The organism is Desulforhopalus glucosivorans (assembly GCF_054397165.1).
The window spans coordinates 314,068-339,170 of record NZ_AP044854.1 but is presented as its reverse complement, the minus strand read 5'-3'; the positions used below and the strand labels follow the sequence as shown (position 1 = coordinate 339,170).

Genomic DNA, 25,103 nt, shown 5'->3' with positions numbered 1-25,103 from the left:
GTTTTTTATGACAGGTTTTCCTGAGTAAGGTACTAAACTAGTTTTCTCATCTTCATTCTCGTCGGCGGCAAGCAATAAAGCCGCCGACGCCTTCGAGTAACGGCCATGAATCAAAACCCCCCTCTTCTCCGCTTAAGCGGTATCAGCAAATCATTTGGCAAGCTGACGGCCAACGATAACATTGATCTGGAACTGAACCGTGGAGAAATTCTTGCCCTCTTAGGAGAAAACGGGGCTGGAAAAACCACCCTCATGAATATTCTGTTTGGCCACTATGTCTCAGACCAGGGGAGCATTGAAATAAACGGCAAGCCACTTACTCCAGGCTCACCCAGGGAATCTCTAGAAGCAGGCCTTGGCATGGTCCATCAGCATTTCACCCTTGCCGACAACATGACGGTGCTCGACAATATTACCCTTGGGACTGAATCCTTATTTTCACTTCGCCGAAAAAAGAGTACGGCAATCAATAAGATACAACGTCTCTCAGAGCAGTATGAAATCGGAGTTAACCCAAACACCAGAGTCAGCTCCTTGTCGGTGGGTGAACGACAGCGGGTGGAAATCCTCAAGGCGCTCTACAGGGACACCAGTATTCTTATTCTTGATGAACCTACAGCAGTACTCACCCCTCAGGAAAGTGACCACCTCTTTGCAACACTGAAACTTCTAGTGGAAGAAGGGCTCGCCATAATCTTCATCACCCATAAACTGAGGGAAGTGATGGCTGTGAGTGACAGGTGTCTCGTTCTGCGCCATGGGAAAACGATTTACCAAAGTAAAACAAGTCAGACTACAGCCGATAAACTAGCCCAGGAGATGGTGGGTGGTGAATTGCCGAAAGTTTCCAGGAAAGATTCAAAACCGGGAGACGTACTGCTCGAATTAAATGCGATCCACGCCACAGATAAACAAGGCTACAACCTCTTAAGGGATCTTACCCTTACCCTACAAAGGGGCGAGATTGTTGGCATTGCCGGTGTCTCTGGCAACGGCCAAGGCCATCTGGCAGATCTGATATCTGGCCTCCTTACACCTTCCTCGGGAGAACTGATTCTAGGAGGCAAACGAATAGATAAACCACACCCTTTAAAAATGCTTAAAAATGGTGTTGGCAGAATCCCCGAAGATAGAACCGAGACAGGGGTTATTGGCGACATGACTGTCATTGAGAACATAGCCCTTGAGAAGTACTGGAAAAAAGAGTTTAGCCACTTTGGGTTATTGCAAAACAAGGCCCTGAGTCGACACACAGAAGAACTCACCAACACCTTTGATGTGCGTTGTGGTGGCCCAAACAGCAGCGCCAGAACCATGTCTGGCGGGAACATGCAGAAACTGATCTTATCAAGAGTACTCTCAGAAAAACCACAGGTAATAGTCGCCAATCAACCCACCTGGGGGCTTGATGTTGGAGCAACAGCCTTTGTTCACTGCCAGCTTATTGAAGCATGTAGAAATGGTGCGGGAGTCATTATGATCTCAGAAGACCTGGATGAACTATTCAGCGTTGCTGACACAATCCAGGTTATGTACCAGGGCAACCTTTCACCAGCTATTGATCCTGGCAGAACGACAGCCGCAGAACTGGGCCTTGCCATGAGTGGTCACCGAGATATCATCCACAGCATGTTGCTCAAGGAGACCGCTAATGAGGCTTGAACCCCGTGAAAACCCAACACTGGCTCTTAAGGCAATGGTTCCGCTCAGCGCCGGTTTCATCGCCTTACTGTTCTGCTCTGTCCTCATCATCTGGGCTGGAGCATCACCCTTTGAAGCCATTGCGCTCCTCATTAAAGGATCTCTGGGATCTCGTTTTGCCATTTCAGAAACACTCACCAGGACAATTCCTCTTATCTTTTGTGGGCTTGCCGTGGCTGTCGCTTTTCGGGCAAAATTGTGGAACATTGGTGCAGAGGGCCAGCTTTATGCTGGAGCCTGCATGGCCACATGGCTCGGCACGGGTGTGATTGACCTGCCACCTGTAGTTATGATTCCATTTCTCTTTATAATTGGAGCCCTTGCTGGTGGCCTGCTGCTTCTTGGTCCCACCATTCTCAAAACCAAGTTTGCAGTTGATGAGGTTGTAACCACCCTGCTCCTTAATTTTATTGTGCTGCTCTTTGTCAACTGGCTGGTGTTTGGCCCCTGGAAAGATCCCATGGCCATGGGCTGGCCCCAGGCTGCCCCTGTTGCTGATTCGGCTATTATTGCCCCGATGCTTGCCAAAACCAGATTACACTGGGGCCTTGTTATTGCCATTGTCACTGCAGTTGGAATCTGGGCCCTCATGCGCTTTACCACCTGGGGCTTTGAGATCCGCGCTGTTGGTCACTCCCCTAAGGCAAGTACATTTGCGGGCATCCCTGTTAACTCGGTTATCATTCGAACGGCACTTATCTCAGGAGGGCTTGCCGGATTTGCAGGAGTCTCAGAGCTATGCGGGCTCAAAGGTTACCTGACACTTGATCTCTCACCCGGTTTTGGATATTCCGGGATTGTGGTCGCCATGCTCGCATCCCTGCACCCTCTTGGGGTTCTACTTTCCGCTCTTTTTATTGCTGTGCTTTCTATCGGAGCCGATTCCATGAGCCGCTCACTCAACATATCCAACTATATTGCAGATGTTGCCACAGCCGTATCGCTACTTGCCGTACTTGTCAGTATGATGCTCATTAAATACAGAATTCGGTGGAGATCATAAATGGATATCATTCAACTATTTTTTGAAGCCGGCTTCTGGGCAGCTACCGTTCGAATGGCTACACCCCTTATATTTGGAACCATTGGTGAGCTGATTTGTGAGCGCGCCGGTGTTCTCAACCTTGGCATAGAAGGTATTATGGCCGCTGGCTGCATGACCGGCTGGACCTGGGTCTATTTTGGCGGCGATCTCTGGACCGGTGTATGTGTTGCAGCATTTGTAGGCGCGATGTTCGGCTTGCTCCACGCATTTTTCACCGTTCACCTTGGTTTATCCCAGCATGTAACGGGTCTTGGCATCACCATGCTTGCAACCGCTATTTCGTCCTTCGTTTTTCGGATGTTGTTGCCAAATGTTACAACACCACCAAAAATCACACCATTTCAACCAATGGAGATACCACTTCTCAGTGATATCCCTTTTTTAGGTAAGGTTGTTTTTACCCAGTCACCAATGACTATTCTTGCATTTTTGACTGTTATTGGAGTTGCTTATTTCTTACGAAAAACGCCTGCAGGTCTCGCACTCTGTATGACTGGCGAAAACCCCCTGGCGGTAGAATCCCAGGGCCTTTCAGTTTTTGCCATACGCACCTGGGCTGTTATGCTTGGCAGTGCCTTTATGGCAATTGGTGGAGCCTTTCTCACTATGTCGGCCTTTGACGCCTTTTATATCGGCATGGTCAACGGACGGGGCTGGATATGTATAGCCCTTGTGGTTTTCGCTTCATGGAACCCTGGAAAAGCACTGCTTGGCACCATCATCTTTGCAGCCTTTGATGCACTTCAGATGCGGGTACAGCAACAGGCGGGCATGCTCGTCCCCTATCAGTTTTATCTGATGATGCCCTATGTATTTTCCATCATTGCTCTTATCATCATGTCCCGTAGATCCGCTTACCCCAAGGCCCTACTTATTCCATTTCGAAAGGGAGAGCGCTAAAAAAGCTGCCAGTAGAGACTATGTTTGAATATCTTATAAAAAACGCAACCCTACCAGACAAAGAACATACGGTTGACATTGCAATAGAAGATGGCCGCTTTGTCGCGATTGACGAAACCATAAACGGTCCGGCCATACAAGAGCTGGATGTGAGTGGCTGCCTACTCACACCTCCCTTTGTCGACAGTCATTTTCATCTGGATGCACCTTTAACCTTAGGCATGCCCAGATATAACCAGAGTGGTACTCTGCTTGAAGGGATACAGCTTTGGGATGAGCTTAAACCACAACTTACCGCCGCAACCATCAGACAGCGAGCCCTGCAACTGCTCAACTGGTCAATTGCCAAGGGCACCCTTATAATCCGCACCCATGTTGATGTCACTGACCCTGAATTGCTGGCTGTAGATGTACTTGTTGACCTCCGAAAAGAAATGGCCCAGTGGGTTGATATCCAGATCACAGCCTTCCCGCAAAATGGTGTTTTGCGGAGTCCTGACGGTAAAGAACTCCTCCTGAGGGCTCTGGATAAGGGAGTGGATGTGGTTGGTGGAATTCCTCACTTTGAACGTAGCATGCAAGAAGGCTCAGACGCCACAAGCTGGCTGATGGGAGTTGCCGAGTCCCGTGGCCTGCTTGTTGATATGCACTGTGATGAAAGTGACGACCCGCTCTCAAGACATATTGAACACCTTACGCTGGAAACCCAGAGAATGGGCCTTGGTGGCAGGGTCACGGCTTCTCATTTAACCTCCATGCATTCCATGGATAACTATTATGTCTCTAAATTACTACCGCTCATGGCAGAGTCTGGTATCCAGACAATCTGTAACCCACTGGTTAACATTCACCTTCAGGGACGCCACGACAGCTACCCCAAACGCCGAGGCCTCACACGGGTTCCGGAACTACTTGACGCGGGTGTTAATGTTGCGTTTGGCCACGATTGTGTAATGGATCCCTGGTACCCCATGGGGAGTCACGACATGCTCGAAGTGGCCCATATGGGTGCGCACTGTCTGCAAATGATGGGGGCATCCCAGGCAACGACACTCCTTGAGATGGTGACCAGCCGCAGTGCTGCTGTGCTCAATCTTGAGGGTTATGGAATTGACGTTGGTAACCAGGCCGACTTTGTTGTATTGCAGGCAGCAGATGCCAGGGAGGCGATCAGATTAAAACCGGCAAGACTCTATGTCTTTAGGAAAGGGCAAATTATTTCCTCCACACCACCGGTAAAAAGTACAGTTCAGCTGGGTGAATCAGTACAGGAAGTGACATTTCAGCAAGCCGACCTGCACTGACCCCAGTGTTTCGTAAACAAACTATTGTCTCACCTACAGAGCAAGTTTATTCAACTGCTCTTTGGCAACCTGCTCAAGGGAGACCTCTCCAAACCTGGAGCTATCAAGCTCCGGGAAGCGCTCAGTCATCATCTCCGTAAAGGTCATTGTCCCGGCTAAAGCCAAAACCTTCTGCCAATAGTCAATGACATCGTCCCGGTATTCAGACACCTGAAACGCCCTTGAGCCTGCATCGTAAATGGTGCATCTCTCCAAGGGATATGAAGGTGAGACATATTGAGATTCAATAAATTCCGGTGCCATGAGCGAGTGACACCGCATAAGGTCTGTTCCGGTTATTTTAATGGAAACCTTAGACTGTTTAGTCGGCACGAAAAAACGCCCCTCAATGTAACAGACATGGGTTCCCTCGTAATTCGGAAAATGTTTTCTACAAACCGTATCCGCCTCAATCAGCCGCTTTTCACTTACTGGACCGCCGATGGTAAAAAAGAGGATTGAACCAAGCTCTGTTCCATGGGAGATGGCTTCCTTAATCATGATATCCAAGCCATGGCGTAAACTTGTCCCGGTTGCAACCACATCACCGATAATAATTTGGGCCTTTTCAGGAAAGCTGATCTTCTTGTAATCATCTTCTGTGATATGCCACTGCTCAGAATCGGCCTCTGTTCTTGCCCTCTGAGCTGTAACAAAAGCGGAACCATGTATGTTCCAGTTAAAGGCTTTAGCCAACGCACCACGAAGACCAAAATTCAAACCACCACGAAGAATATTAAACACCACGGAACGGTTCTCTTGAAGTGACAAAGGAGTAGTCCCTGCAGTGAGTCGAAAAAAGCTCGCACATGCGGATTCCAGCTTTTCAGTGTATTCATAACCCATCACCAACGGATCATTGCATATGGCTCTGGTTTCAGGTGTTGAGAGTATATAACGATCCACCTTTGTCTCAACATCGTCAAATATCTGATAAACTACACTACTCTCTTCTCGACTGACTTCAGTGAGTGTGGCATCTTTTTTCACGATACAAACCTATGGGTAAACTTCTCATTTCAGATATACGAAATGGCATATAACTCACCACTACCATCCGACTTTTTTTTAACTAACTCAGACACGACTATACACTTTATGGAGAATAGAATTCAGACATTTTTCATATTTTCCTATCTTCCTTTATGTTCTGCTCAAGGTAAAAATCTAATATGTTACAATTACCCGAGAAAACACTGAGCACCAAACCTGCAAGAAAGTGAAGTGGACAAGGTCTATTCACAACTGTACATTTAACTGAACGGATTAAAAAAAATGTACCTCAACAAAATACTGACATCACAATAGGACTTGCTCCATGACAAATCGTGCTGTACCCCTTCTAACAATACTCACCTGCTATCTATTTTTTGCAGGCAACACCCTGGCTCGACAACCCATCATCCCGGATTCCGCGACCATGGAGAAGGTACATCAAGAAATTAGTACAATGGTTCAATCAAAAGAGTTCGACAGTACAGAGACACTTTCCTTGTATAGATGCTATGGCAAAATGTATCTTGAACCGAGTCAAACAACTTCAGCTGAACAAATCCAAATGGAGTTAGAAAAGTTTGGAATTACTATCGAGCGTGTAAAGGTAAGACAAAAGGACAACAGATCTTACATGATACTTTCTCTACTGAGTCATGATAAACAGGAATTAACAAATATGATTTCTGAAATTAAAAGTAATGCAAACACACATGTCATCATCAAGAGTTCACTGGAAACTGGTGATACTATTTTCAAGAATCTTGGTTGCACAGAACTTCTCATACACAAGTAGCCCTGGAAGACTCAAAAACACAAAATATTTAAAATGCCCAATACCACTGGCCAAAAACATACACGAGTGTGCACCTTGCAAATAACAATTTTGTCGCTTCTATCCCTTGTTTTCGCTGCAGCTGCTGGAGTACTGCACGCTGAAACCACTTATGATCTCATCTGTGGCACAGATTTAGGTGTTTTAAGTAAGGCAGGCCCTAGAGTTATGCCGCAATCCAGTGTGTACCCTCTGATTAATCAAATTGACTCGAGCAAAGGAGCAAACTCTGAGGACGAGGCCAAGCGTATTATAGAAGCCAACATTATTCAAGACGTGGGAGTTTTCATATCTTCAAAACTCGATGATGCCAATTGTATAGTTATCGCCCGTGGTGACTTTGTTCAAAACATCGAAACCGGAGAACGTGATCTACAATCAGCAAACCTGCAAGCAATTGAATATGGCCGAAACACAATAGAGCTCGACAAAGACTATTCATTACCGAGCTTCGAATTTACTGACGTAGTAAATGACTACCTACACTCCCCCACAGGAACAGAGAATCGAAAAAACCTAGAGAGCTTTAGAAAAAAGTTCGGGTTCCCAGCAAGCACCTCCCAGCAGCAATAATTAAAGTTGATGAGCCACTGGTTGGCTCATTTTTACTATCGGCACCCTTTACCCTTTTTAAGATTATGCTACAGGCTCCTTCTTCTCTACAATTATCCAAGAGTGAATCAACAAGCAACAGAATCTGTTTAATTCAATAATAATAAACACTTAAAAAAGCATCATATCTGTACTACATATATCTAATATAACGTGTCTACCTGATTTTTTTTCTCTGACAATTCAATACGATCGACAAGAAAACCTTACTTTAAAAATACTTTTTGTTGTCAGGTTCACTATCTACCATCAAAAAAACTGCACGATGGATACAAAAAAATGTCAAATTATCTTGATATATCTGTTCAAAAACCTTTAAATATATAGAATTATTAGCGTGAGCGTGCTAATCCATGCTCAATTTGTATCAAAATGTAGATTTAATATTTCAATCAAGGAAAGTGTTAATGACAACTCAAAGTGAAAATTGCCAGGAAAACACTATTGAAAATCAGGATCGAAGAACTGCAGTCAAGAAGATTGCTGCTGGTGTTGGTGTACTAGCGGGATGCAGTGTGTTACCTGAAAGATGGACAAAACCAATCGTGGGAGGAATAAACCTCCCTGCCCATGCAGCAACAAGCGGAGCAGCACCTGTGGCTGCAGAAGTAACTGGAACTGCTGAGGCGACTGAAGCTGTTTCAACCGGTGGTTTCAACGCATCTGAAACATATAGCCTACGAAGCTTTGCCGGAAACGACAAACGATTCACATGGCTTAATGCCACTGGCGCTTCTTACGGTGGTCAGGTGAAATTTGAATTTAACGGTGGATGTGGAGAGTTGGTTGTACCCAACGCTGCTGTCACCCACGGTGCGGATGGAAATACAAGCAACCACAATCAGGCTTTCTATTTCTGTGGTACCGACTTCGCACCAGGCACAAAGGAAAACAATGCAAACCGCGCCTCCGTTTTCGCTCCACCTAATTGCGGCGCCACCTCAGTTACAATGTACTACAACAAATAGCAGTCTCCCTCCCCTTGCTGCAAGCGAGGGGAGATATTATATCTCTCCCCTGCCTTCTGTTCTTCCTCTAGACGACACTACCTTCTCCGAATAATATACAACTTCAGCCAGCGCAAAAGGTGCATTGGATGACTTACCGCTCTGCACCAGATCAAAGAGAGTATTTCCCCATTACAACCATAGTACATCATCGCCCACCACTGAGAGGGAACCAGTGTCTCTCTTACCGCTATTGCAAGCCCTTTTAGAGAATGGAGCTGTTTACCTGATTGCGGAGACGGCCATCCGTTATAGTAAATGCAGGTATCAGCTGGTTGTTCGATCATCGGGACTACCCCTGTAGCTAAGACCTTCTCACTCCAGGGGCAGAGCTGGTGAAAAAGTGACAGTGCATTAATAAGGTTTGGATAGTTGAGAGATACTTTCCGCCAATCTATGTCATCCACACGATCCTCTACAAGGCTTACAAGATCGGCAAGGGCAACAAGTCTCGTTCTCTCGTAGGTGAGAGGAGCCCGGAAACCATGCTGAAAGACATGCCACAACATCTCTTCGTTTGCAAAACAGAAAGCGATAACACCATCAACATCAAATTCCTGCCGGTTGTTATACAGGGTGTCAAAATCAGGCTGTTTATAATATGGAGGATCATCTGGAAAAATACCGGAATGTAACTCAACACAGACCGGCATACCCTGAACCTCCTTAAGTAAAGGCGGTAAGTGGTAATAATCCTTTGGTAACTCTTCCTGGGAACTACAATACCCCATTTGCTGTAATACATTATGAGCTCTATGCACATCGTTTTTATGAAAAAGGAGATCTATGTCCCTCATAGGGCGATAGCCAATCTCTGGGTACACGGTCTGTGACAGGGCAGCCCCTTTTAACACCAAACACCTGACGTTCTCTGACTCAAGCTTTTGAAGAATCTCCCTAAGACAACCCTGAAGGATTCTGTTAGCCCCACTATGACGAAGAGATAGAATTTTCAATCCTCTCATTAAAGAGACGGGGATATCAACATCTCCTGATATCGAAGCCAAATGATGGTACAAGAGTGGTGCAAGACCATGAACCTCCGCCTGATGCAATAGATCGTCCCACGCCTCAGTTCTCTTACAGACACTCACCAGCTGGCTATATTGATTTTCCCCCATACGGCTTCTGGCGCAGAGGTGCAGAATATGATCTGAAGTGGGTCTACTATCCATTAGAATATTGTAGGAAACTCATCTCGCAGCGCGTCATGCAAACCGTTAAAGCTACTGTAGGTAAGCTGGTAGACAGGGGTTGCTCTCATTATCTCTGACAGACGACTAATTCCATGGTTTTCAATATTCCGGGCATTCACATAGCACTCAATGAGCTGAGCACAACCAAGAGCCCCTGGCAATCTGGTGATTTCAGTTTTACAATCTTTCTGATACTTTGGAAATAGAATCAGAGACAGTTGTGGGCGCATCTGGGAATAATTTGACTTGAATACCCGGTGGGGCACCATCAAACCATTTGGCCCTTCAATTACAGAAGATGGTTCGAACTCTGCAATGGCTTTAACGACAGGAACTGAGCCCGACTTAAAGGAGATGGGTCGTGTAAAGGAGTCAATTGCTCTTGACTCAACATCAAGAACAACCAGTTCATCTGTAAGATAGTTGCAGCCACAGGACAATAGCCAGGCGGTAAACGTGCTCTTGCCAGAACCGCTCTGCCCCGGCAGAAGGATTCCACCGGCGCTTGTACTTACAGCTGCTGCGTGAATAGCAAGACCATCGCTATTATCAACTATGACCTGGTATATTATCTCGTTGATAAGCGCATAGGCCAGTTCATAGTAATCATCCCCTGTGTATAAATTTTCCTTGTCGTTTTTAGTCAGCACATAGTGGGACCTCTCTTTTTCAACATGGAGTTGGAGAAGAGCACGAGACGGGGCAGGTTTACTTGTTTTTAAGTCACAGCAGAGGAAATCAATAAGATGAAGTGCGTCTGGTCCGCTCCAGTCTATGCCAACACACTCCTGACCAAAACCAACCCAAGCGCGACCAGAATCAGACATCAGTACGCACAAGTGCATTGTGTTCTTTGAGTGATTCTATAGCTGAATACACATCGCTGCGAACGATTTGTCTTTGATCCGGGTAAGCATCTTCTAAAAGCGAAACAATCTCTTCTACGGAGTGTCCCTGACCACACATCTGCCATACGAGATGGGCCGTATCATTGAGATACACCCCCTTAGTACTGGACATGGCATAGAGCAGGATTTCATCATCAAATTTTTCCACTCTATATTCAGGATTATGACTGAGTTTTTCAGAACTGTTCATTGCTGCATATTGCTGGTTAAAATTATTGTAACTTTGAGAAGGTGATATTTTACTCATTGTTCAACAGGATAGATCTATACAGTGCGAAAAACCCTGGGGCACTCGCCTGTTCATCAACCTGCCACTCTTCCCCTTCATGATCAAATCGGCAATTTTGTCGATATCCATCGTAATGTACTTGCCTTTACCTTCTACAACCAGATGACAGGGAATCCATATGCAAGCAAGCCCTAACGTTTGCATAAGTTCCTTCCACCAACATCAATGTTCAGCAACCTATCTTCTTTAGACCGTCCTTTCAAGAAATTTTGTCTAACCCAAAATGATGAGGAACTCATTCAATGTGTAAAGACGACTTCTCCCCCCCCTGTTCAAGACTGTTTACAACGAACGTATCCATTGACGTCATGAATTTTCAAAAATCCAGAACCGGATCTTCGAATCATGGCAAGCCTTCATCGCCAAACACTATCACATACATTGTATTTCTGGACTGGAACAGGTAGAGCGCGCTGATTATACTTCTGCTCATACATATTTAAATTGGTAAGAATCACGAAGTCTCGCACACTCGCTTCAAACTAATGCAGGACAAAAAGACAAGAAAAAGCCCTTACAGCTAAAAAGCTGTAAGGGCCTGATATTTTTTTCAAACGAATGGTGCCGGGACCAAGCGCTTGTCTATATTATGCTGGTAACTATTCACAACAGCTTTTTCTTATAGGTATGGCAAATACGTTGTTGTTAGACATTTTTTCTCGCTTCCCAACTATATAAAGACCACCATAAATACCTACAAGCATGATCAACGAAAGGATTATAAGCAATACGCTATGACCTTCTGCGACCTGATAAAAAAGAGTTGCTACAGCCCAGGCCAAAATAGTGCTGTATATTGCCATCACACCTGCATAAAACCCTCCCATCTCTTGCCGAGCCGCTCCTATTACAGCCAGACATGGGAAATACATTAGGACAAAGAGCAGATACGCAAAGGCCGAGAAAACCGTAAAGTGTGTTGCAATATGTTTATAAACAGAAGTATCCGCACCAATCTCTTCCGAGATGGCTTCCTGATCAGCAGCAATAAGGCTAACACCCAAAACATCAAAGGACGTGATTAATCCAACTACGCCTTCGCCCACAGTGGTAAACGCTTCCGTGATTGATCCCGCAACGTCTAAACCAGCACTCTCCTCTTGTTCTACTGTTTTAGCCGAAGGATTGATATCCATTGAAGCATACAGAGAGTTAAGCGTACCAACAATGGCTTCTTTTGCAAATAGACCGGTGAAGAGCGCCACTGATGCAGGCCAATTCTCCCTACTTATACCCATAGGCTCAAAAACTGGTGCTATTGCTTTGCCACCGTAAGCAAGTATTGAATTTTGTGAGTCTTCGTTGCCAAAAGAGATAGCCCCATCCTCAATCCCAATTGAGTTCAGTACACTGAGAACAAAGACTGCAATGACAACGATCCTACCTGCTTTCTTGACGAAATTTTTCATACTCAGCCATGCACTTTTAAACACATCACCAAACTGAGGAGCATGATACAGTGGCAGATCCATAACAAAATGTGAGGGAGTGCCTTTGAAAAGAGTGTTCTTCAGGAAATACCCAGTGAGAATTGCCATGGCCAGCCCTATGAGATAAATCATGAATACTGCAAATCCGGAATACGCACCAAAAAGAGCTGCACAAAAGAGTGCATAAACTGGCAGCCTGGCTCCGCATGACATGAAAGGAGCCATGAAAATTGTCATAAAACGATCTCTTTTGTTGGTCAAAGTGCGTGCTGCCATAACTGCAGGCACTGTGCAGCCAAAACCTACAACCATGGGAATAAAAGCAGACCCGGGCAGTCCGATCTTTCGCATGATTCTGTCGGCGACGACACCAACTCTTGCCATGTATCCAAGATTTTCAAGAATGGCTAAAGCAAGAAACATAAAGAACACGACAGGCACAAAGGTGGCAACTGTCTGACATCCTGCACCAACACCTCCTGCCATTACGAGTAACCACTCAGGGCTTCCTAGATATGTTAAAAAAACGGCTGGTACATCCACAAAAACAAGACCGCCGATAATATCAAAAAAATCTATAAACACTGAACCAAAACCTATGGCAAACCAGAAGGTAATAAACATTGATACAAGAAAAATAGGAATTGCTGCAAAACGGTGCATTACAATATTGTCTATCTTGTTGGTGATGCTCTCATTTCTGTCCTTTTTCTCCATGACAACACGAGCGTGTATCTTGTCGATGGAGGCATATTTACTAACAGAGTCAATCACCTCGACCATTGAGACATGAGTATCGTGTTCGGGGAGATTTTGAATGGTACTCTCAACGAGTTTCAGCGCCTTGGCGACCGATTCTTTATTTACCGCTACCACTGGAATAACAGGGAGCCCAAGTTCTTTACTTAACAGTTCTACATCAATTTCAATCCCTTCCTTCTCCGCCACATCCACCATGTTGAGGAGAATAATAATTTGACTCGTTCTTTCCTTTAGATCCATAGTCAAAAAAAGGTTTCTTGATAGACTCGTTGCATCCACAACATTGAGGATCAAGTCGTATTCACCTTCACGTATCACACGTTCTGCAATTTTTTGATCTTCAGTATCTGGACTCAAATTGTAGGTACCAGGAAGATCGACGAGGTCAATAGTAGTTCCCTGGAGAGGGAAACGTCCTTCTATTTTTTCAACTGTTACACCAGGCCAGTTTCCTACTTTCTGTCGAGATCCAGTTAAACTGTTAAAGAGGCTAGTCTTTCCGCAGTTGGGCACTCCTGCTATGGCTATTCTTTCAATCTTGTGCATCGTATAACTCCTGTACTAAAATCTGTTGTGCTTCACTTTTTCTAAGAGCAATGCGGCTACCTCGAATCTGAATGACCATCGGGTCTGATAATTTTACCGGAGCCAATTCAACCGGTGTCCCTTCTACAAATCCCATTTTATACAGTTTTTCGGCATAATCTGTTGACTTATCAACGAAACCAGCCACCTGGTACGTCCTATCTCTTCTGATTTCTGTTAGATTTGTGCTTTTGGGCATAATGGCTGTCCTTTGTCTGAGAAGAATTTTGTGAAATTGTTTGTCGAACGTTTCATTGATATGATTTCAAGCCAAGCCTGCTCATAAACCAATCAAACGTCCGGTTGATTTATCAATGGAGAGGGAATGTAACAGAGTAGTTTTTTAGATGCAACAGATTTTATAAGGCACCCCTAACTTCACAGGCCAGAAGTGTGCTACATTTCTATTCCCACTTTGTTTGATTTTAAAACTTCTCCACTGTCAAATATCCTGGCAATTAAAATATTATCTATATTATTGCCTCCAATTTCACAAAGGAGAGATAACGGATGGAATTTGAATGATACTTTTTGCAGCAATCGTAAGCGCTTATTAAACCCCATCTTCACAGGCCAACAATAAAATGTTCCATTTATGTCAACCCTTAACCTGGAGGCATATTATGGGAAGAAATCGAAGTAAAGCTTTCTGGCAAGATCACATTGACGCATGTGACAAAAGTGATTTGAAGCAAGTGGATTACTGTGCAAAGCACAATATAGCTGTTTCAACATTTGGTTACTGGAAAAGAAAGCTCAGGGAGTCTGATTCAAAGAATCAGGTTTTCTATCCCCTAACTATACCTTCTGGCAGACCTAAAGTTCCTGAAGAAGGTAATGCAGGGATTATCGTCAGCTTGGGTGGCGGGCGATTTTCCATTAAAGTTGAAAAGGAATTTTCAACAATAGCTTTGTCGCAAATAATAACAACTCTGGAACAGCTATGAAACAATGGCGTGCTAGAGGTGATGTTTATATAGCCGTTGGCGCAACTGACATGAGAAAATCAGTTAACGGATTATCGCTCCTTGTTGAAGAGCATTTTGAACTCGATTTGTTTTCAGGCAGCTTGTTCGCATTTTGTAATCGTAAACGGAATATAGTTAAGATTCTCTACTGGGCAAACAATGGTTTCTGTATTTGGATGAAAAGACTTGAGGAAGAAATCTTCAGGTGGCCTGAGTCTGAACACGAGGTTCTAGAGATAAGTTCCAAAGCACTTGGCTGGCTACTGGATGGTCTTGATCTTGATCATGCGCACCGACAACTGAGCTACAAAAAAGTTGGCTAAAACAGTATCTTAACCTGCTGACTATTCCTCTAATACCTTGAATTTTTATCCGGTTTTTGGTAATGTTTTGTCTATGAATTTAGACACTTCGACATTGCCGGATGATCCTGTTGAACTCAAGAAAATAATCCTCGAGTTGCAAGACAAACAACAGAAAGAACATGACGCTTTTCACAAGCAGATTGATTTGCTACGCGAGGAACTGCGTCGCGCTTATGCGGAGTTGTTTGGTCCAAAAAGTGAGGTGTTTAAAGGTAAAAGTCCTCAATTGCCGCTGTTTGATATGCCAGAGCCTGAGGATGTTGAAAAAGAAGCTGATGAGGAGCCTGTTGAGATAGCTGCCCACTCTAGGAAAAAGCAAGGTAGAAAACCTTTGCCGGATGCTTTACCTCGTGTAGAGGTGATTCATGATATACTTGAAGAAGAAAAGGTCTGCTCATGCGGTTCCCAGCTCAGCAAAATAGGCGAGGAAACTTGTGAAAAGCTTGATCTTATTCCTGCCATTATCCGGGTTATCAGGCATATCAGACCAAAATACAGTTGTAAATCCTGCGAAGGTATTGAAGACGAAGGAGCTACAGTAAAAATTGCTCCCGTTCCGCCTCAAATAATCCCAAAAGGAATCGCAAGTGGTGGGCTTCTTGCCCATATTCTTACTGCAAAGTTTGAAGATGCACTGCCCTTTTACCGCCAGGAAAAACAGTTCACCCGGTTAGGTGTCGATCTTGGTCGAGCAACCATGTGTAACTGGGCAATGAAGGTTGCTGAGCATTGCCAACCGTTACTGAGTTTGCTTCACAGCGAGATCTTGTCGGGACCTCTTATCAATGTAGATGAGACAACGGTTCAGGTTCTGAAAGAACCAAATCGTTCACCGACAACCAAATCATACATGTGGGTATTTCGAGGTGGTCCGCCGGAATCTCCAAGTGTATTGTACCAATATCACCCCGGTAGGGCTGGAGAGATTGCCAATACATTTTTGCGCGATTATCAGAGAGCGGTACAAACTGACGGGTATTCTGGTTACAACTTTCTCGATAATAAAAAAGGCGTGATCCATGTGGGATGTTGGGCTCATGCCAGAAGAAAGTTTATGGAGGCAGAAAAGGCGAGACCTAAAAATGCCAGGCCTGGCAGTTCAACTGTTGCTTTAAAACATATCCAGACTTTATATGGCGTTGAGAAAAAAGGAAAGAAGCTGGGACTTTCTGGTAGAGAACTTGTCTTATTGCGTGAAACAGAAGCGCTGCCTAATCTTGAAAAATTTCGTAAATGGCTAGAAAAGAAATCCCTTACTGTCACTCCGAAAAGCCTCTTGGGTAAAGCTGTTAGCTATACACTAAAGCAATGGCATAGGCTTGTTGCCTATATCCATCATGGAGATGTAAGCCCTGATAACAACCTAGCTGAGAACGCTATTCGTCCATTTGTTGTTGGTCGTAAAAACTGGCTTTTTGCTGGAACACCAGAAGGAGCTCGAGCCAGCGCTGCAATTTACACACTTATTGAAACTGCCAAGGCTAATAAACTTGACGCGTACAGATACCTCAGATTTCTTTTTGAGAATCTGCCACTGGCAGTAAGCACCGAAGACCACAAAGCTCTGCTGCCATCAAAGGTGTCAGCGGAGCAGATATCTCCAGTTAAAGACCTCAGTGTCGTTTAATAGGCGGTTACCAGCAATCCAATCTAGCTTTCTACTCAATCTTCCCCACGGAATAAGCGCATATGTACACTCTTGACTCGTACTGGCTCCGTTTGTTACGGGAGAAAAACTTGTGCTACCTTGGTTGCTAAACTCTAGATTAATGGTGAAATGAACAACATGTTTTGTGACTCTTGGGGGGTCAGTTTTGGACGCTGATAGGGGGTCAATTTTGAATGCTGATTGACACTCTATTTGCAACTTGTTGAAAATACGAACAATCTATTTTCTATATTAAGACGTTTTTTCTATCCAGACATCAATTTTGGATAAAAAGTAACACACAGATGCACACACAAAGACAAAGTTTAAGATATTGAACTGTGATAAAAAAGGAGTCCAACAGAGCGAGTAATCGTCTCTCCTTTTCGCGGTAACTTTTACGTTTTACTAACTCAATCCATGAGGTCGATTATGATTCATAGCAAATACATTGTAGCAGTGCTGATCATAGTGGTAGCTGTTTGGAAATTTTCATCTGGGACATCTTTCGCCAGCAGCTCAGCTCTTAAATATCAGCAGTATAAAAACTCTAAAACCTACCAAATGCTCCATGCTGAGGACAACAAAGATATTGATTCAGGGCCTAAAAGAGGCTACAGGCATTCGACTGCCGAGGATAATACCACCAGCGATAATAATTCTGACAAAACTGAATCACTTCAAGCTGAAGAAAATAAAGTCGATACCAAATCTCAAGACCAAGACGACAGTTGGTAATCTCTATCCTCTCAAAAACCGTGAGGGAAACTGGGAATGTTTTTCGAAATAGGTCAATCAATACAGGAGTAAGGTTTAAGAATACGTATTCGCGAGGCTTCGCAAAACTCTTTATATTCGTTATTTCTTGCCTTACTTAATCAAGGATTTCTTAGTCTAATATAATCTTTCGTCTCTTTTTTTTCTTGAAAATGATAGGTTCCGTATCACCTTCAACCATATCCTCGTCGATAATGATTTCCCTCCCATTTCTGGTAGGAGTTTTATGCTGAACTGGACGATAGTTTAAATTTTTAAAATTAATAATTTCTGATTTAGTTACCCCACCACATCTCTTCATTTTATCTATATCTTGATTGGAAGTGTTAACAAACTCCTCTAAAGAGCTGAAATTGTCAACGAGAGCTCTCATTGCACGAATAGATAAATTGAATGAAAGCACTGTATCTTGCCAACTTTCGTTTAGCGGGTCTCTGTCATCAGTCGAATCTACTTCTACATAAATAGGTTTGCTACCTTCGACAGATTTATTGTGAGAAGTATATTTTGAGGTAGGCGAATTCTGTACTACAGGCTCATTAGCAACTTGAACAGTTTTTAGGAGTTCTTTTAGATTTCCAAAAGATCGTACATATAACCATGCTGGATATTTCCCATAATTTTCTAAAATTTTATAGGGGGACATTTCGCTATGCTTCTCGTATAATCCCCTAAATTCATCAACCAAGTCCTCGTGCTTCAGTTCCTCTCTGACAAAAATGTATTGCTTATAGCCACCATAACCATTAATGACTTTGCGTAATTCACATGAAGGTTTAATTCCGAGTTCATTAGTTGTGGGAATCCGACCATGCTTTTTCTTAAATAAAGAGTAGCGATCAATTAACGTTGACTCAGGAGAGCACTCTTGGGTAACTTTCACATGGTTTGAAGGTACCATTCTTGGATCACTTAAGACAGCCTCCCCCCCATGTGAAGACGTTACTAACTCGTTTAAACTATTTTCACAAATCAGTTTAAACTTACAAAACTTACGTGCAGTTGTGGGTCCACAGTCAGGAAGAGATAAAAAATCAGTATTTTTTGCGCTTAGAAACTCTTTAACCGTTTTGAAGCTAGTTATTACTATATTAGCCTCACGCACGGTCAAACTCGAATCCCTAACAAATGAAGCCCACTCTACACTAGCTGATTGCAGCTTCTTGTCATTCGATAAAACTATCTCTTTTTGTGGGTTCAGTGCTATTTTATTGTCTTTTTCTTTTTTGTACTGGTTTGGTTGCTTTTTGATTTCTGGATATTTTAGGAGAAAATCACAAAGGTTTTTTTTCATATTCACTTGTGGTGATATCAATAATGCCCCACTTGAATAGTCAAAAATTCCATCGTCTATCATTTGCCGAACAACCTTAGTTAAGGTTTTGTTGGATAGTAAAAGACCCTTGTGATATTTCAAGACAAAATCAGTGAGAGAGCAGCCACTATTTGTTTCTGCCAAGTCGACAATATCTTCTAATTTCTGGATACTGAGCGAATCTTGGAGATTTGAAGTTTTGTCGAAGTCACACACCATGCCTGAAGCATCTGTTTTTTCTACAATATGTCTCTTCGAACAAGCTTCATCATTTTTATTAATAGTCTTTTTGCTTTGTCTTGGATTTTTCCTTTTTTTTATCCCCCCCTCGACCTTATGCTTTACCCAAGCAAACAATTTTTCCATTGGTGATTTACTACTATATGCCACTAGATCACTCGCTTTATCTGACGTAACCGATCTAATGAATCAGGAAGCATATTATTCGTGATTTTTCCAACTGGTTGCCCAGTCAGGATAGACAATCCAGACTTTGCGCTCTTAATTTCATTTCTATTTACTGGGCACCCAAGCGCATGAAATATTAAGTTTCTCACCTTAGCCTCATTGCCATCTTGCATTCTGCCTTGTTCACTCATCAGGAGACCATAATAGGGTTTATCATATAAATTGTAGGGTACTCCTTTAATCTGTGAAAACCTTTCAGCAATATCTTTATCCTCGAATTTTGATATTAAATTTACAAATAGTTTCAACCCTACAGGCCTAAAAAGAAGATGACCTTTTTCTCTCTGACGGGTAGCGTATTTTTCAAAATTTTCATCTGAGTAATATTTCTCTATTTCCTGATAATTTTCAGCTAAACATTCAAAAAATTGCAAAGCATACTCTCTATACTCTTTAATCAGAGTATCGGAAGGCCTTTTACCAGTTGTTAATTGCTTTACAGTTCCTATCTTATAAACCTTTGTAAACAAAATAGTTATCACATCATAAAGATTTTCTATAGATGTTAAACAGCCATCCTCAAGAGAAATATTTGCTCCGCCCTTAAATTTAATTCGCCCCTCAAAGAATCTTGAATCATTCTCAACCAACCACCTCGTGGTAATGGCCATAGGATCATCTTCATCAAGTGATATTATTTCGTATCTATTTACCTTTACCGCATATTTATTTAATGTTGTAAATAACCTTCTTGTTCTGAGCCTGAAGGCTTCACTTTCTTTTCTATGCGCAATGAAAATTACCGGGATCATATCATCAGTAAAAGGAAACTCCTCCTTTGGTGATATTTCGTTATTTTCATATCGCGCAAATAACGTTTTTATACCAGCCAACCGATGCTGACCATCGATTGGTATAATTTCTTCTTCCCCTGAAAACTTTAGAAGACCTACATCCCCATTGACATCAACGGAGCCAGTTTCCGAAGAGGCTATTGATGCAGGATACCATTCAGGATTACTACCGTACACAGCCAAGACTAAGGAGTTAAAAAAACGAGCATCTGTTTTTGAGAGATAATCAGATATCTCAACTTTACGTTTATCTTTAATACTTCTTTGTAATAAGTCTGAAAGTACCTCAGAAGAGTGAACATTTTTCACATATGAGACTCTACTTGCCACTTCTTTTATTGGCATGACAGAAGAATAATATACCCAATCTCCTATTTGACCTCGTACTGTTGGTAAAAACAATGATTCCATGGACTTTCCCTTACTAGAGCTCAAATGGATTATTTATAGGATTAGTTTCTATGATAAATTTAATACAATTATAGTGAGGCCTAAATCTCGTTACAAACAAGTGTCTTTGTTTTTTTGCTTCTTCGGCATCACAAAGAAAATGTTCAAAGAATAAACCTTGAGTATTATAAAGCTCTTTCAGTTTGGCTAAAGGGTCTGTATTGACTGATGAGTGGTGAAAATAACAAGACCTTACGTTTTCGCCATATGATGAAGTCATAGTATCTTCTATAAATAACGTTTGCTTATCAGCTATATGGTGACAAACAAATCTATACACTCCTGTGTCAGCGGGGAGTAACTCACTTTCCGTATTAGGGAAGTCAACCTCAACCCACTCTACATTATTATCATCATTATAGAAGTCTAGACCTCTAGCCATGCTCGCCACTCCATTTGTCGAAAAGTGTAAATGTGTTTTCCAAACCATCTCGGTAGTTACCAGGTGAAATCCGACTCAGAGTAGTTCGGAATTTCTTTATTTGATCGCAATAAACTTCTCCAAACATTGCTTTGCCTGATTCTGAATCTGCAATGCCATGAACAAATGCAGCGGAAAAAGCGTCTAAATCATTCAACAACTGATTGAAATCTTTAATTCCAGCTGTATTCGACGTATTTAAAGATTGAAGTTTTGCTGAAGTATATTCATCACATTTAGGTAACAGTTCAGCTACAAAAATTTGATATAATTTATGCGCATACTGAACATCTCCCTTTTTAGCTTCATCCTTATCCCCTATATATTGAAAATACGCTAACGGAAGCAGTAACGATGCAAGAAAAAAGTATAAAACCTCTATAAATGTTTTGGCCTCCTTAAAGTTGCTTTTAATAACTGTATATTCAAAAGAAAGAAAACAGTTTGCGCTTATTTGCCCTGCCACAAATCCAATAATAAGTCCGGGTACAAATAAAAAAAATAAACATTTTTGAAGAGGGAGTTTTTTCATATATTGATCAATATCTTAATTTCAACAAACACTGATTTCAGCAATTTTGGGCGAAAACTCAGGATCCAACAATGCCATTTGCCTACGAATATTGGACCTTAAATCAATTGCAGGCTGTAAGCAAAAATCATTAAACTCTGTCAACGAAACCGTTTCCAGGTCAGGGAAAAGAAGTTTTAGATACCCACAGGCTAAACGCTGAACGGCTCTAGTATCTCTCAAATCCCCATAGGATTGCATATGATCTTTAACAAAAGTCATATGTTCTTGGCTTGATCTCAGTGAATAGAGAACTTCACCGAAATAATCTGCTCGTAAAGCGTTAGATTGGCACAGCGATGTTGATTGTATTCTTGGGAGCTCCCAACCAGGTACCAATGCGTGAAAACGATCAAGAAGTGCTGTAGCCTCATGCCCATTCAACCATCTAGGTAACTCAGAAAAAAAATTAGCGTCACGAGGGCGTCCATCGACAATGGGGATATTTCCCAATATTACAAAACCAGCATCTGAAGAGCCATGGAAACCCATTACCCGATATTCTCCTGACTCTAAGTAGCCTTTCAGAGCACCTACAATTTCACCTTCATTGCTTAATTTTATTGTTTGGATTTCGTCAAGTATTACAGCGTTGTAGTTGGATATAATGCCAGCCTGTTGCCGGCCCATATCGTAAAATAATTGGGCTCGAGTTACAACCCCCCCACTAATAAGCCATGCATGCCTAGATAACTGACTATAAATATATGATTTCCCAGTCCCTTTGGGAGCTAACTCCATCATATTTACTCTAGGTTCTATCAGCGGTATCAATCTGGTAAAGATCAATAGTTTTTGTCTCGTTGAATATTTCCTTTCGTCATACCCCATCGTTCTAGACAATACTGCTAGCCATTCTTCCAAACTAAATTCTTTACGTTGTGAAAGGAAATATTCAAGGTCAATACTTGCCGCTTGCATGGGATTGAAATTCGTCATTACAACATCGAATTTATCATCTTTGTCCTTTGACGGCATCCAAGTCAATGTCCCACTACCCCAAACATTCCCCATTAATAACAGAGGATTCTCATCAACTATTGAGTCTTTAACAATTCCATTTAAGTCTAGTGAAGGAATCTTTAATTGAAGAGTTCCTTTTGTTGGGTGAACTTTTACACTAAAAGAGTCTAATATCTTCAATGGGGTACCATTACGAAGATCATACATCAATGTCTCTTTTTGCTTTTTATCGGGTAAATATTTTGCGATGAATTGTTGCATGCCATCACTATTCACTCCACCGGCCCCATCACTATACCTACTAACAAGCCAGTCAGAGACAAATGCAGGAATTACACGTCCCGAAAGACCTGCTTTGGCTGCCAAACCTTTGTGAACACATACATCCGGAAATGAGTTGGCAATCTTCTCATCAAGATATTCTTGGTTTATTTCAGTTTCAGATATCGAAGTCATCATCAAACTCTGTAGACATTGAACCTTTAGTTGGTTTTGTTATTTCTATGCTTTCTTCAAGTTCACCCGTTATACTTTTCAATCGATACCGGATAACAAACTGAACGTTTCCATCAACTACACTGCTTGCATCGACAGAAGCGTTAACTTTCTGGGCACTAGTTGAGCTTATTAGAACAGGTAGACTAGTAGAAATATCCGCTCCACTTACATCTAAATCAACAAGCTTTATTTGATACTTATTTGGATTTGAAATATGCAAAACAAGTTGATTCACTGATCGTTTACGGAAAATCTCTCCTTCCAATGCGAAACTTAGAGATTTTGCAGAAACAGGGCGCTCGTTGCTAAAAACAAACCAAGGGACGGCCATCTCTTGAGGAGAACATCCCCCGTGAGTTGCCCCAAGGGGTCTGCTTTTAAAACATGTGTATCCTTTGGGTAAAACCATTTCCTCACTTAAACCAAAGAGTGCTGGAGTAAGTTGCCATACGCACTGTAAATCTAGTTTAACTAAGTCTTCTGACGTGTGTTTGTGCAGCGTTCTAGTTCTCATTTTCCCATTAACCGGCTCTTTGATTATTTCTGCCGATTTAGGAATAACCGTGTAGCCATGATCACTACAAATAACAACTTTCAGATACTTGCCATACATATCTTTATAATCTCTAACACAATGGACAATTTCCTCCGCTTTTTTAAGGACATATTCTTTATACTTTCGTTTTCGTAAATATTGCCTCAAAGAGCTATGCAAATACTCACGATCAAGTTGGTTATCTAAATATAGATAAACCTTGGCAGGCTCTTGGATAAGCTCTAGCAAGGAGCCATCTTTATCTGTTTTGGAACGAATATCACTTTCTGACACACCAATACATTCTTTCAATAATTCTTTATAAAAAGCTGCTGAAGATCCCTCTTCAGGTATTTGTTCCTTGGTTTTTCCTGCAACCAAAACGGGCTTAGCAATTTCTGTTTGTGATGGAAGAAATGAGAAATAGGGTTTAGGTTCATCGACTGGAAATAAATCATTTGCACGCATCAAAGGTAATAATTCCTCACAGGCACAAAGATAGTCTAATCCATCAAATACAACCATCAAGACGGGGTCAGTGTTACTTATTTTTTTTAATTCTGCTATCTGTCTATATGCCATGCCTTCACCATCAAACAACATTTTCTGATAGTGTTTGGCAAGCCACTCTTCAAATTTCACCAAATATTGTTCAGTCTCGTTAATTTGGCCAAGAATTGAGCAAGAATTATAAAACGGTAAATATTCGTTTTCTAACCATGTTTGCACATCAGATACAGGGTCTTCAGCAGAAATAATTGATGGTTTTTTTGTAGGAACAAGTTGTTTTGCAACAGAAGTTACTTCTGGTAATTCTAAAGCAAGCAATGCTTTATAGGACGATAGCATTAATGGATTTTCAGTATGGAGCTGAAAATGGAGCTGTTCTAACAGAAAATTCTTTTCAAATTCTAACTTTCCTGAAATAAATTGAATTGCTAAATCTTGAGATTTGATCCATTGTTCTTTAAGAAAATCTCGAGCAAAAGCAGCTATGCTCTCAGGTACTTGTAAAGAAGTAGTTATGGCGGGAAGCTTAATACGGCTTGGGAATTGAGACAATTCGAACCATATATTATCTTGTTGCAACCAATCCGCAACTTTGTCCTGAGGATATAGAGATAACAGCTGCTCCCAAATGATGAATTTGGCACGCTTGAATGGCGCATGACACAACCAGGTTAACAAATCTGCATAATCCTGATTCATTCCAGACCATTTCAGCAGCTGTTCCTTCAATAACTGCAAGGTCAGGATGTGTAGAGCATGTTCATCATGACTAATTAAGTATTCAAAAAGAGCTGACAATTCATTTTGTGAACGAGGAATGTCTTTACTCCATACATCTCCCAAAAGAGTTCTTTTAAGCCATCTCTCAATAGATTCTCCTTTAGTTAGTTGCTTCTTTGCTTTTTCGATTAATTTCAGCTCTACAACCCAATTTGGCTGATTTTTCAAATATTGTGGAACCACTGTCTGCTCTAGTTCTTCAGCCAACATTTTAACAGGATCAACAATTCGTTTTTGTGCGCCGTATTTAATCGCTGCGTCAAAATACCTAAAAAGAAGCGGATTACGAACAACCACACACAAAGAATTTCCTGATTTTGCATGAGAATGAATCATCTCTAGCTCAATTTCAAACTGGTCCTTTTCAACAACCAGTCTATCAGAGTCCTTTGCGGCATAGAGTCCATATTGGTCGCAGATAATCTCTATCATAG

24 protein-coding genes are annotated in these 25,103 nt (G+C 42.2%); 11 read left to right on the top strand and 13 right to left on the bottom strand.

The features are described 5' to 3' along the window. Positions 1 to 105 precede the first annotated feature (105 nt). Genes ACX6CI_RS01490 through ACX6CI_RS01475 form a run of 4 tightly spaced genes read left to right on the top strand, consistent with a single transcriptional unit; the run spans position 106 to position 4,950 of the window. Complete coding sequence (locus tag ACX6CI_RS01490; RefSeq protein WP_458776410.1) at positions 106 to 1,662, top strand: ABC transporter ATP-binding protein; 1,557 nt, start codon at positions 106 to 108, stop codon at positions 1,660 to 1,662. After that, a complete protein-coding gene (locus tag ACX6CI_RS01485; protein WP_458776409.1) occupies positions 1,652 to 2,704 on the top strand; it encodes an ABC transporter permease in 1,053 nt (350 codons plus the stop codon). The genes ACX6CI_RS01490 and ACX6CI_RS01485 overlap by 11 nt, the downstream gene beginning before the upstream one ends. Beyond that, positions 2,705 to 3,646 carry an ABC transporter permease gene (locus ACX6CI_RS01480; protein ID WP_458776408.1) on the top strand — a complete coding sequence of 314 codons (942 nt, stop codon included), beginning with the start codon at positions 2,705 to 2,707 and terminating at the stop codon, positions 3,644 to 3,646. Between the two features lie 20 nt (positions 3,647 to 3,666). Beyond that, a complete protein-coding gene (locus ACX6CI_RS01475; protein WP_458776407.1) occupies positions 3,667 to 4,950 on the top strand; it encodes a cytosine deaminase in 1,284 nt (427 codons plus the stop codon). A 33-nt stretch (positions 4,951 to 4,983) separates the two neighbouring features. Here ACX6CI_RS01475 and ACX6CI_RS01470 read toward each other — a convergent pair whose 3' ends face one another. Next, on the bottom strand, positions 4,984 to 5,979 hold the full coding sequence (locus ACX6CI_RS01470) for a type I phosphoribosyltransferase (RefSeq protein WP_458776406.1): 996 nt from the start codon (positions 5,977 to 5,979) through the stop codon (positions 4,984 to 4,986). A 328-nt stretch (positions 5,980 to 6,307) separates the two neighbouring features. Between ACX6CI_RS01470 and ACX6CI_RS01465 the strand changes: the two genes are divergently transcribed. The 3 genes from ACX6CI_RS01465 to ACX6CI_RS01455 all read left to right on the top strand — a co-directional run bounded on the left by ACX6CI_RS01465 (position 6,308) and on the right by ACX6CI_RS01455 (position 8,397). Further along, the gene (locus ACX6CI_RS01465; RefSeq protein ID WP_458776405.1) at positions 6,308 to 6,778 is read left to right on the top strand and encodes a hypothetical protein; all 471 of its coding nucleotides are present in this window, start codon (positions 6,308 to 6,310) and stop codon (positions 6,776 to 6,778) included. 75 nt (positions 6,779 to 6,853) lie between these two features. Next, positions 6,854 to 7,390 carry a hypothetical protein gene (locus ACX6CI_RS01460; RefSeq protein WP_458776404.1) on the top strand — a complete coding sequence of 179 codons (537 nt, stop codon included), beginning with the start codon at positions 6,854 to 6,856 and terminating at the stop codon, positions 7,388 to 7,390. A 446-nt stretch (positions 7,391 to 7,836) separates the two neighbouring features. Continuing rightward, a complete protein-coding gene (locus ACX6CI_RS01455; protein ID WP_458776403.1) occupies positions 7,837 to 8,397 on the top strand; it encodes a hypothetical protein in 561 nt (186 codons plus the stop codon). Positions 8,398 to 8,474: 77 nt separating this feature from the next. Here the strand turns inward: ACX6CI_RS01455 and ACX6CI_RS01450 are convergent, their stop codons facing one another. The 6 genes from ACX6CI_RS01450 to ACX6CI_RS01425 all read right to left on the bottom strand — a co-directional run bounded on the left by ACX6CI_RS01450 (position 8,475) and on the right by ACX6CI_RS01425 (position 13,805). Beyond that, positions 8,475 to 9,611: a nucleotidyltransferase domain-containing protein gene (locus tag ACX6CI_RS01450; RefSeq protein ID WP_458776402.1), complete on the bottom strand. Its 1,137-nt coding sequence runs from the start codon at positions 9,609 to 9,611 to the stop codon at positions 8,475 to 8,477. Beyond that, positions 9,611 to 10,459 carry a hypothetical protein gene (locus ACX6CI_RS01445; protein WP_458776401.1) on the bottom strand — a complete coding sequence of 283 codons (849 nt, stop codon included), beginning with the start codon at positions 10,457 to 10,459 and terminating at the stop codon, positions 9,611 to 9,613. The genes ACX6CI_RS01450 and ACX6CI_RS01445 overlap by 1 nt, the downstream gene beginning before the upstream one ends. Beyond that, positions 10,452 to 10,787 carry a PqqD family protein gene (locus tag ACX6CI_RS01440; protein ID WP_458776400.1) on the bottom strand — a complete coding sequence of 112 codons (336 nt, stop codon included), beginning with the start codon at positions 10,785 to 10,787 and terminating at the stop codon, positions 10,452 to 10,454. The genes ACX6CI_RS01445 and ACX6CI_RS01440 overlap by 8 nt, the downstream gene beginning before the upstream one ends. 3 nt (positions 10,788 to 10,790) lie before the next feature. Then, entirely contained in the window at positions 10,791 to 10,973 is a 183-nt protein-coding gene (locus tag ACX6CI_RS01435; protein ID WP_458776399.1) for a hypothetical protein, read from the bottom strand. A 455-nt stretch (positions 10,974 to 11,428) separates the two neighbouring features. Then, positions 11,429 to 13,567, bottom strand: a complete 2,139-nt coding sequence (feoB, locus tag ACX6CI_RS01430) for a ferrous iron transport protein B (RefSeq protein WP_458776398.1) — start codon at positions 13,565 to 13,567, stop codon at positions 11,429 to 11,431. Further along, a complete protein-coding gene (locus ACX6CI_RS01425) occupies positions 13,554 to 13,805 on the bottom strand; it encodes a FeoA family protein (protein ID WP_458776397.1) in 252 nt (83 codons plus the stop codon). The genes feoB and ACX6CI_RS01425 overlap by 14 nt, the downstream gene beginning before the upstream one ends. 424 nt (positions 13,806 to 14,229) lie before the next feature. Between ACX6CI_RS01425 and tnpA the strand changes: the two genes are divergently transcribed. The 4 genes from tnpA (at position 14,230) to ACX6CI_RS01405 (ending at position 17,325) form a co-directional block, all read left to right on the top strand. Then, complete coding sequence (gene tnpA, locus ACX6CI_RS01420) at positions 14,230 to 14,553, top strand: IS66 family insertion sequence element accessory protein TnpA (protein WP_458776396.1); 324 nt, start codon at positions 14,230 to 14,232, stop codon at positions 14,551 to 14,553. After that, positions 14,550 to 14,897 (top strand): IS66 family insertion sequence element accessory protein TnpB, encoded by a 348-nt coding sequence (gene tnpB, locus ACX6CI_RS01415; RefSeq protein ID WP_458776395.1) that lies wholly within the window; start codon positions 14,550 to 14,552, stop codon positions 14,895 to 14,897. Before tnpA ends, tnpB begins: the two co-directional genes overlap by 4 nt. 73 nt (positions 14,898 to 14,970) lie before the next feature. Then, positions 14,971 to 16,566 carry an IS66 family transposase gene (gene tnpC, locus ACX6CI_RS01410; protein WP_458776394.1) on the top strand — a complete coding sequence of 532 codons (1,596 nt, stop codon included), beginning with the start codon at positions 14,971 to 14,973 and terminating at the stop codon, positions 16,564 to 16,566. Positions 16,567 to 17,019: 453 nt separating this feature from the next. After that, entirely contained in the window at positions 17,020 to 17,325 is a 306-nt protein-coding gene (locus ACX6CI_RS01405) for a hypothetical protein (protein ID WP_458776393.1), read from the top strand. 151 nt (positions 17,326 to 17,476) lie between these two features. Here ACX6CI_RS01405 and ACX6CI_RS01400 read toward each other — a convergent pair whose 3' ends face one another. From ACX6CI_RS01400 to ACX6CI_RS01375, 6 genes are read right to left on the bottom strand one after another with little or no spacing between them, the layout of a single operon-like run. Beyond that, on the bottom strand, positions 17,477 to 19,045 hold the full coding sequence (locus tag ACX6CI_RS01400; protein ID WP_458776392.1) for a hypothetical protein: 1,569 nt from the start codon (positions 19,043 to 19,045) through the stop codon (positions 17,477 to 17,479). Positions 19,046 to 19,068: 23 nt separating this feature from the next. Beyond that, a complete protein-coding gene (locus ACX6CI_RS01395) occupies positions 19,069 to 20,352 on the bottom strand; it encodes a DGQHR domain-containing protein (RefSeq protein WP_458776391.1) in 1,284 nt (427 codons plus the stop codon). A gap of 13 nt (positions 20,353 to 20,365) precedes the next feature. After that, positions 20,366 to 20,773, bottom strand: coding sequence for a hypothetical protein (locus ACX6CI_RS01390; RefSeq protein WP_458776390.1), 408 nt, complete (start codon positions 20,771 to 20,773; stop codon positions 20,366 to 20,368). Beyond that, positions 20,766 to 21,344: a hypothetical protein gene (locus ACX6CI_RS01385; RefSeq protein ID WP_458776389.1), complete on the bottom strand. Its 579-nt coding sequence runs from the start codon at positions 21,342 to 21,344 to the stop codon at positions 20,766 to 20,768. Before ACX6CI_RS01385 ends, ACX6CI_RS01390 begins: the two co-directional genes overlap by 8 nt. A gap of 21 nt (positions 21,345 to 21,365) precedes the next feature. Next, positions 21,366 to 22,805, bottom strand: coding sequence for a BREX system Lon protease-like protein BrxL (brxL, locus tag ACX6CI_RS01380; protein WP_458776388.1), 1,440 nt, complete (start codon positions 22,803 to 22,805; stop codon positions 21,366 to 21,368). Next, on the bottom strand, positions 22,786 to 25,101 hold the full coding sequence (locus tag ACX6CI_RS01375) for a hypothetical protein (RefSeq protein WP_458776387.1): 2,316 nt from the start codon (positions 25,099 to 25,101) through the stop codon (positions 22,786 to 22,788). Before ACX6CI_RS01375 ends, brxL begins: the two co-directional genes overlap by 20 nt. Positions 25,102 to 25,103 lie beyond the last annotated feature (2 nt).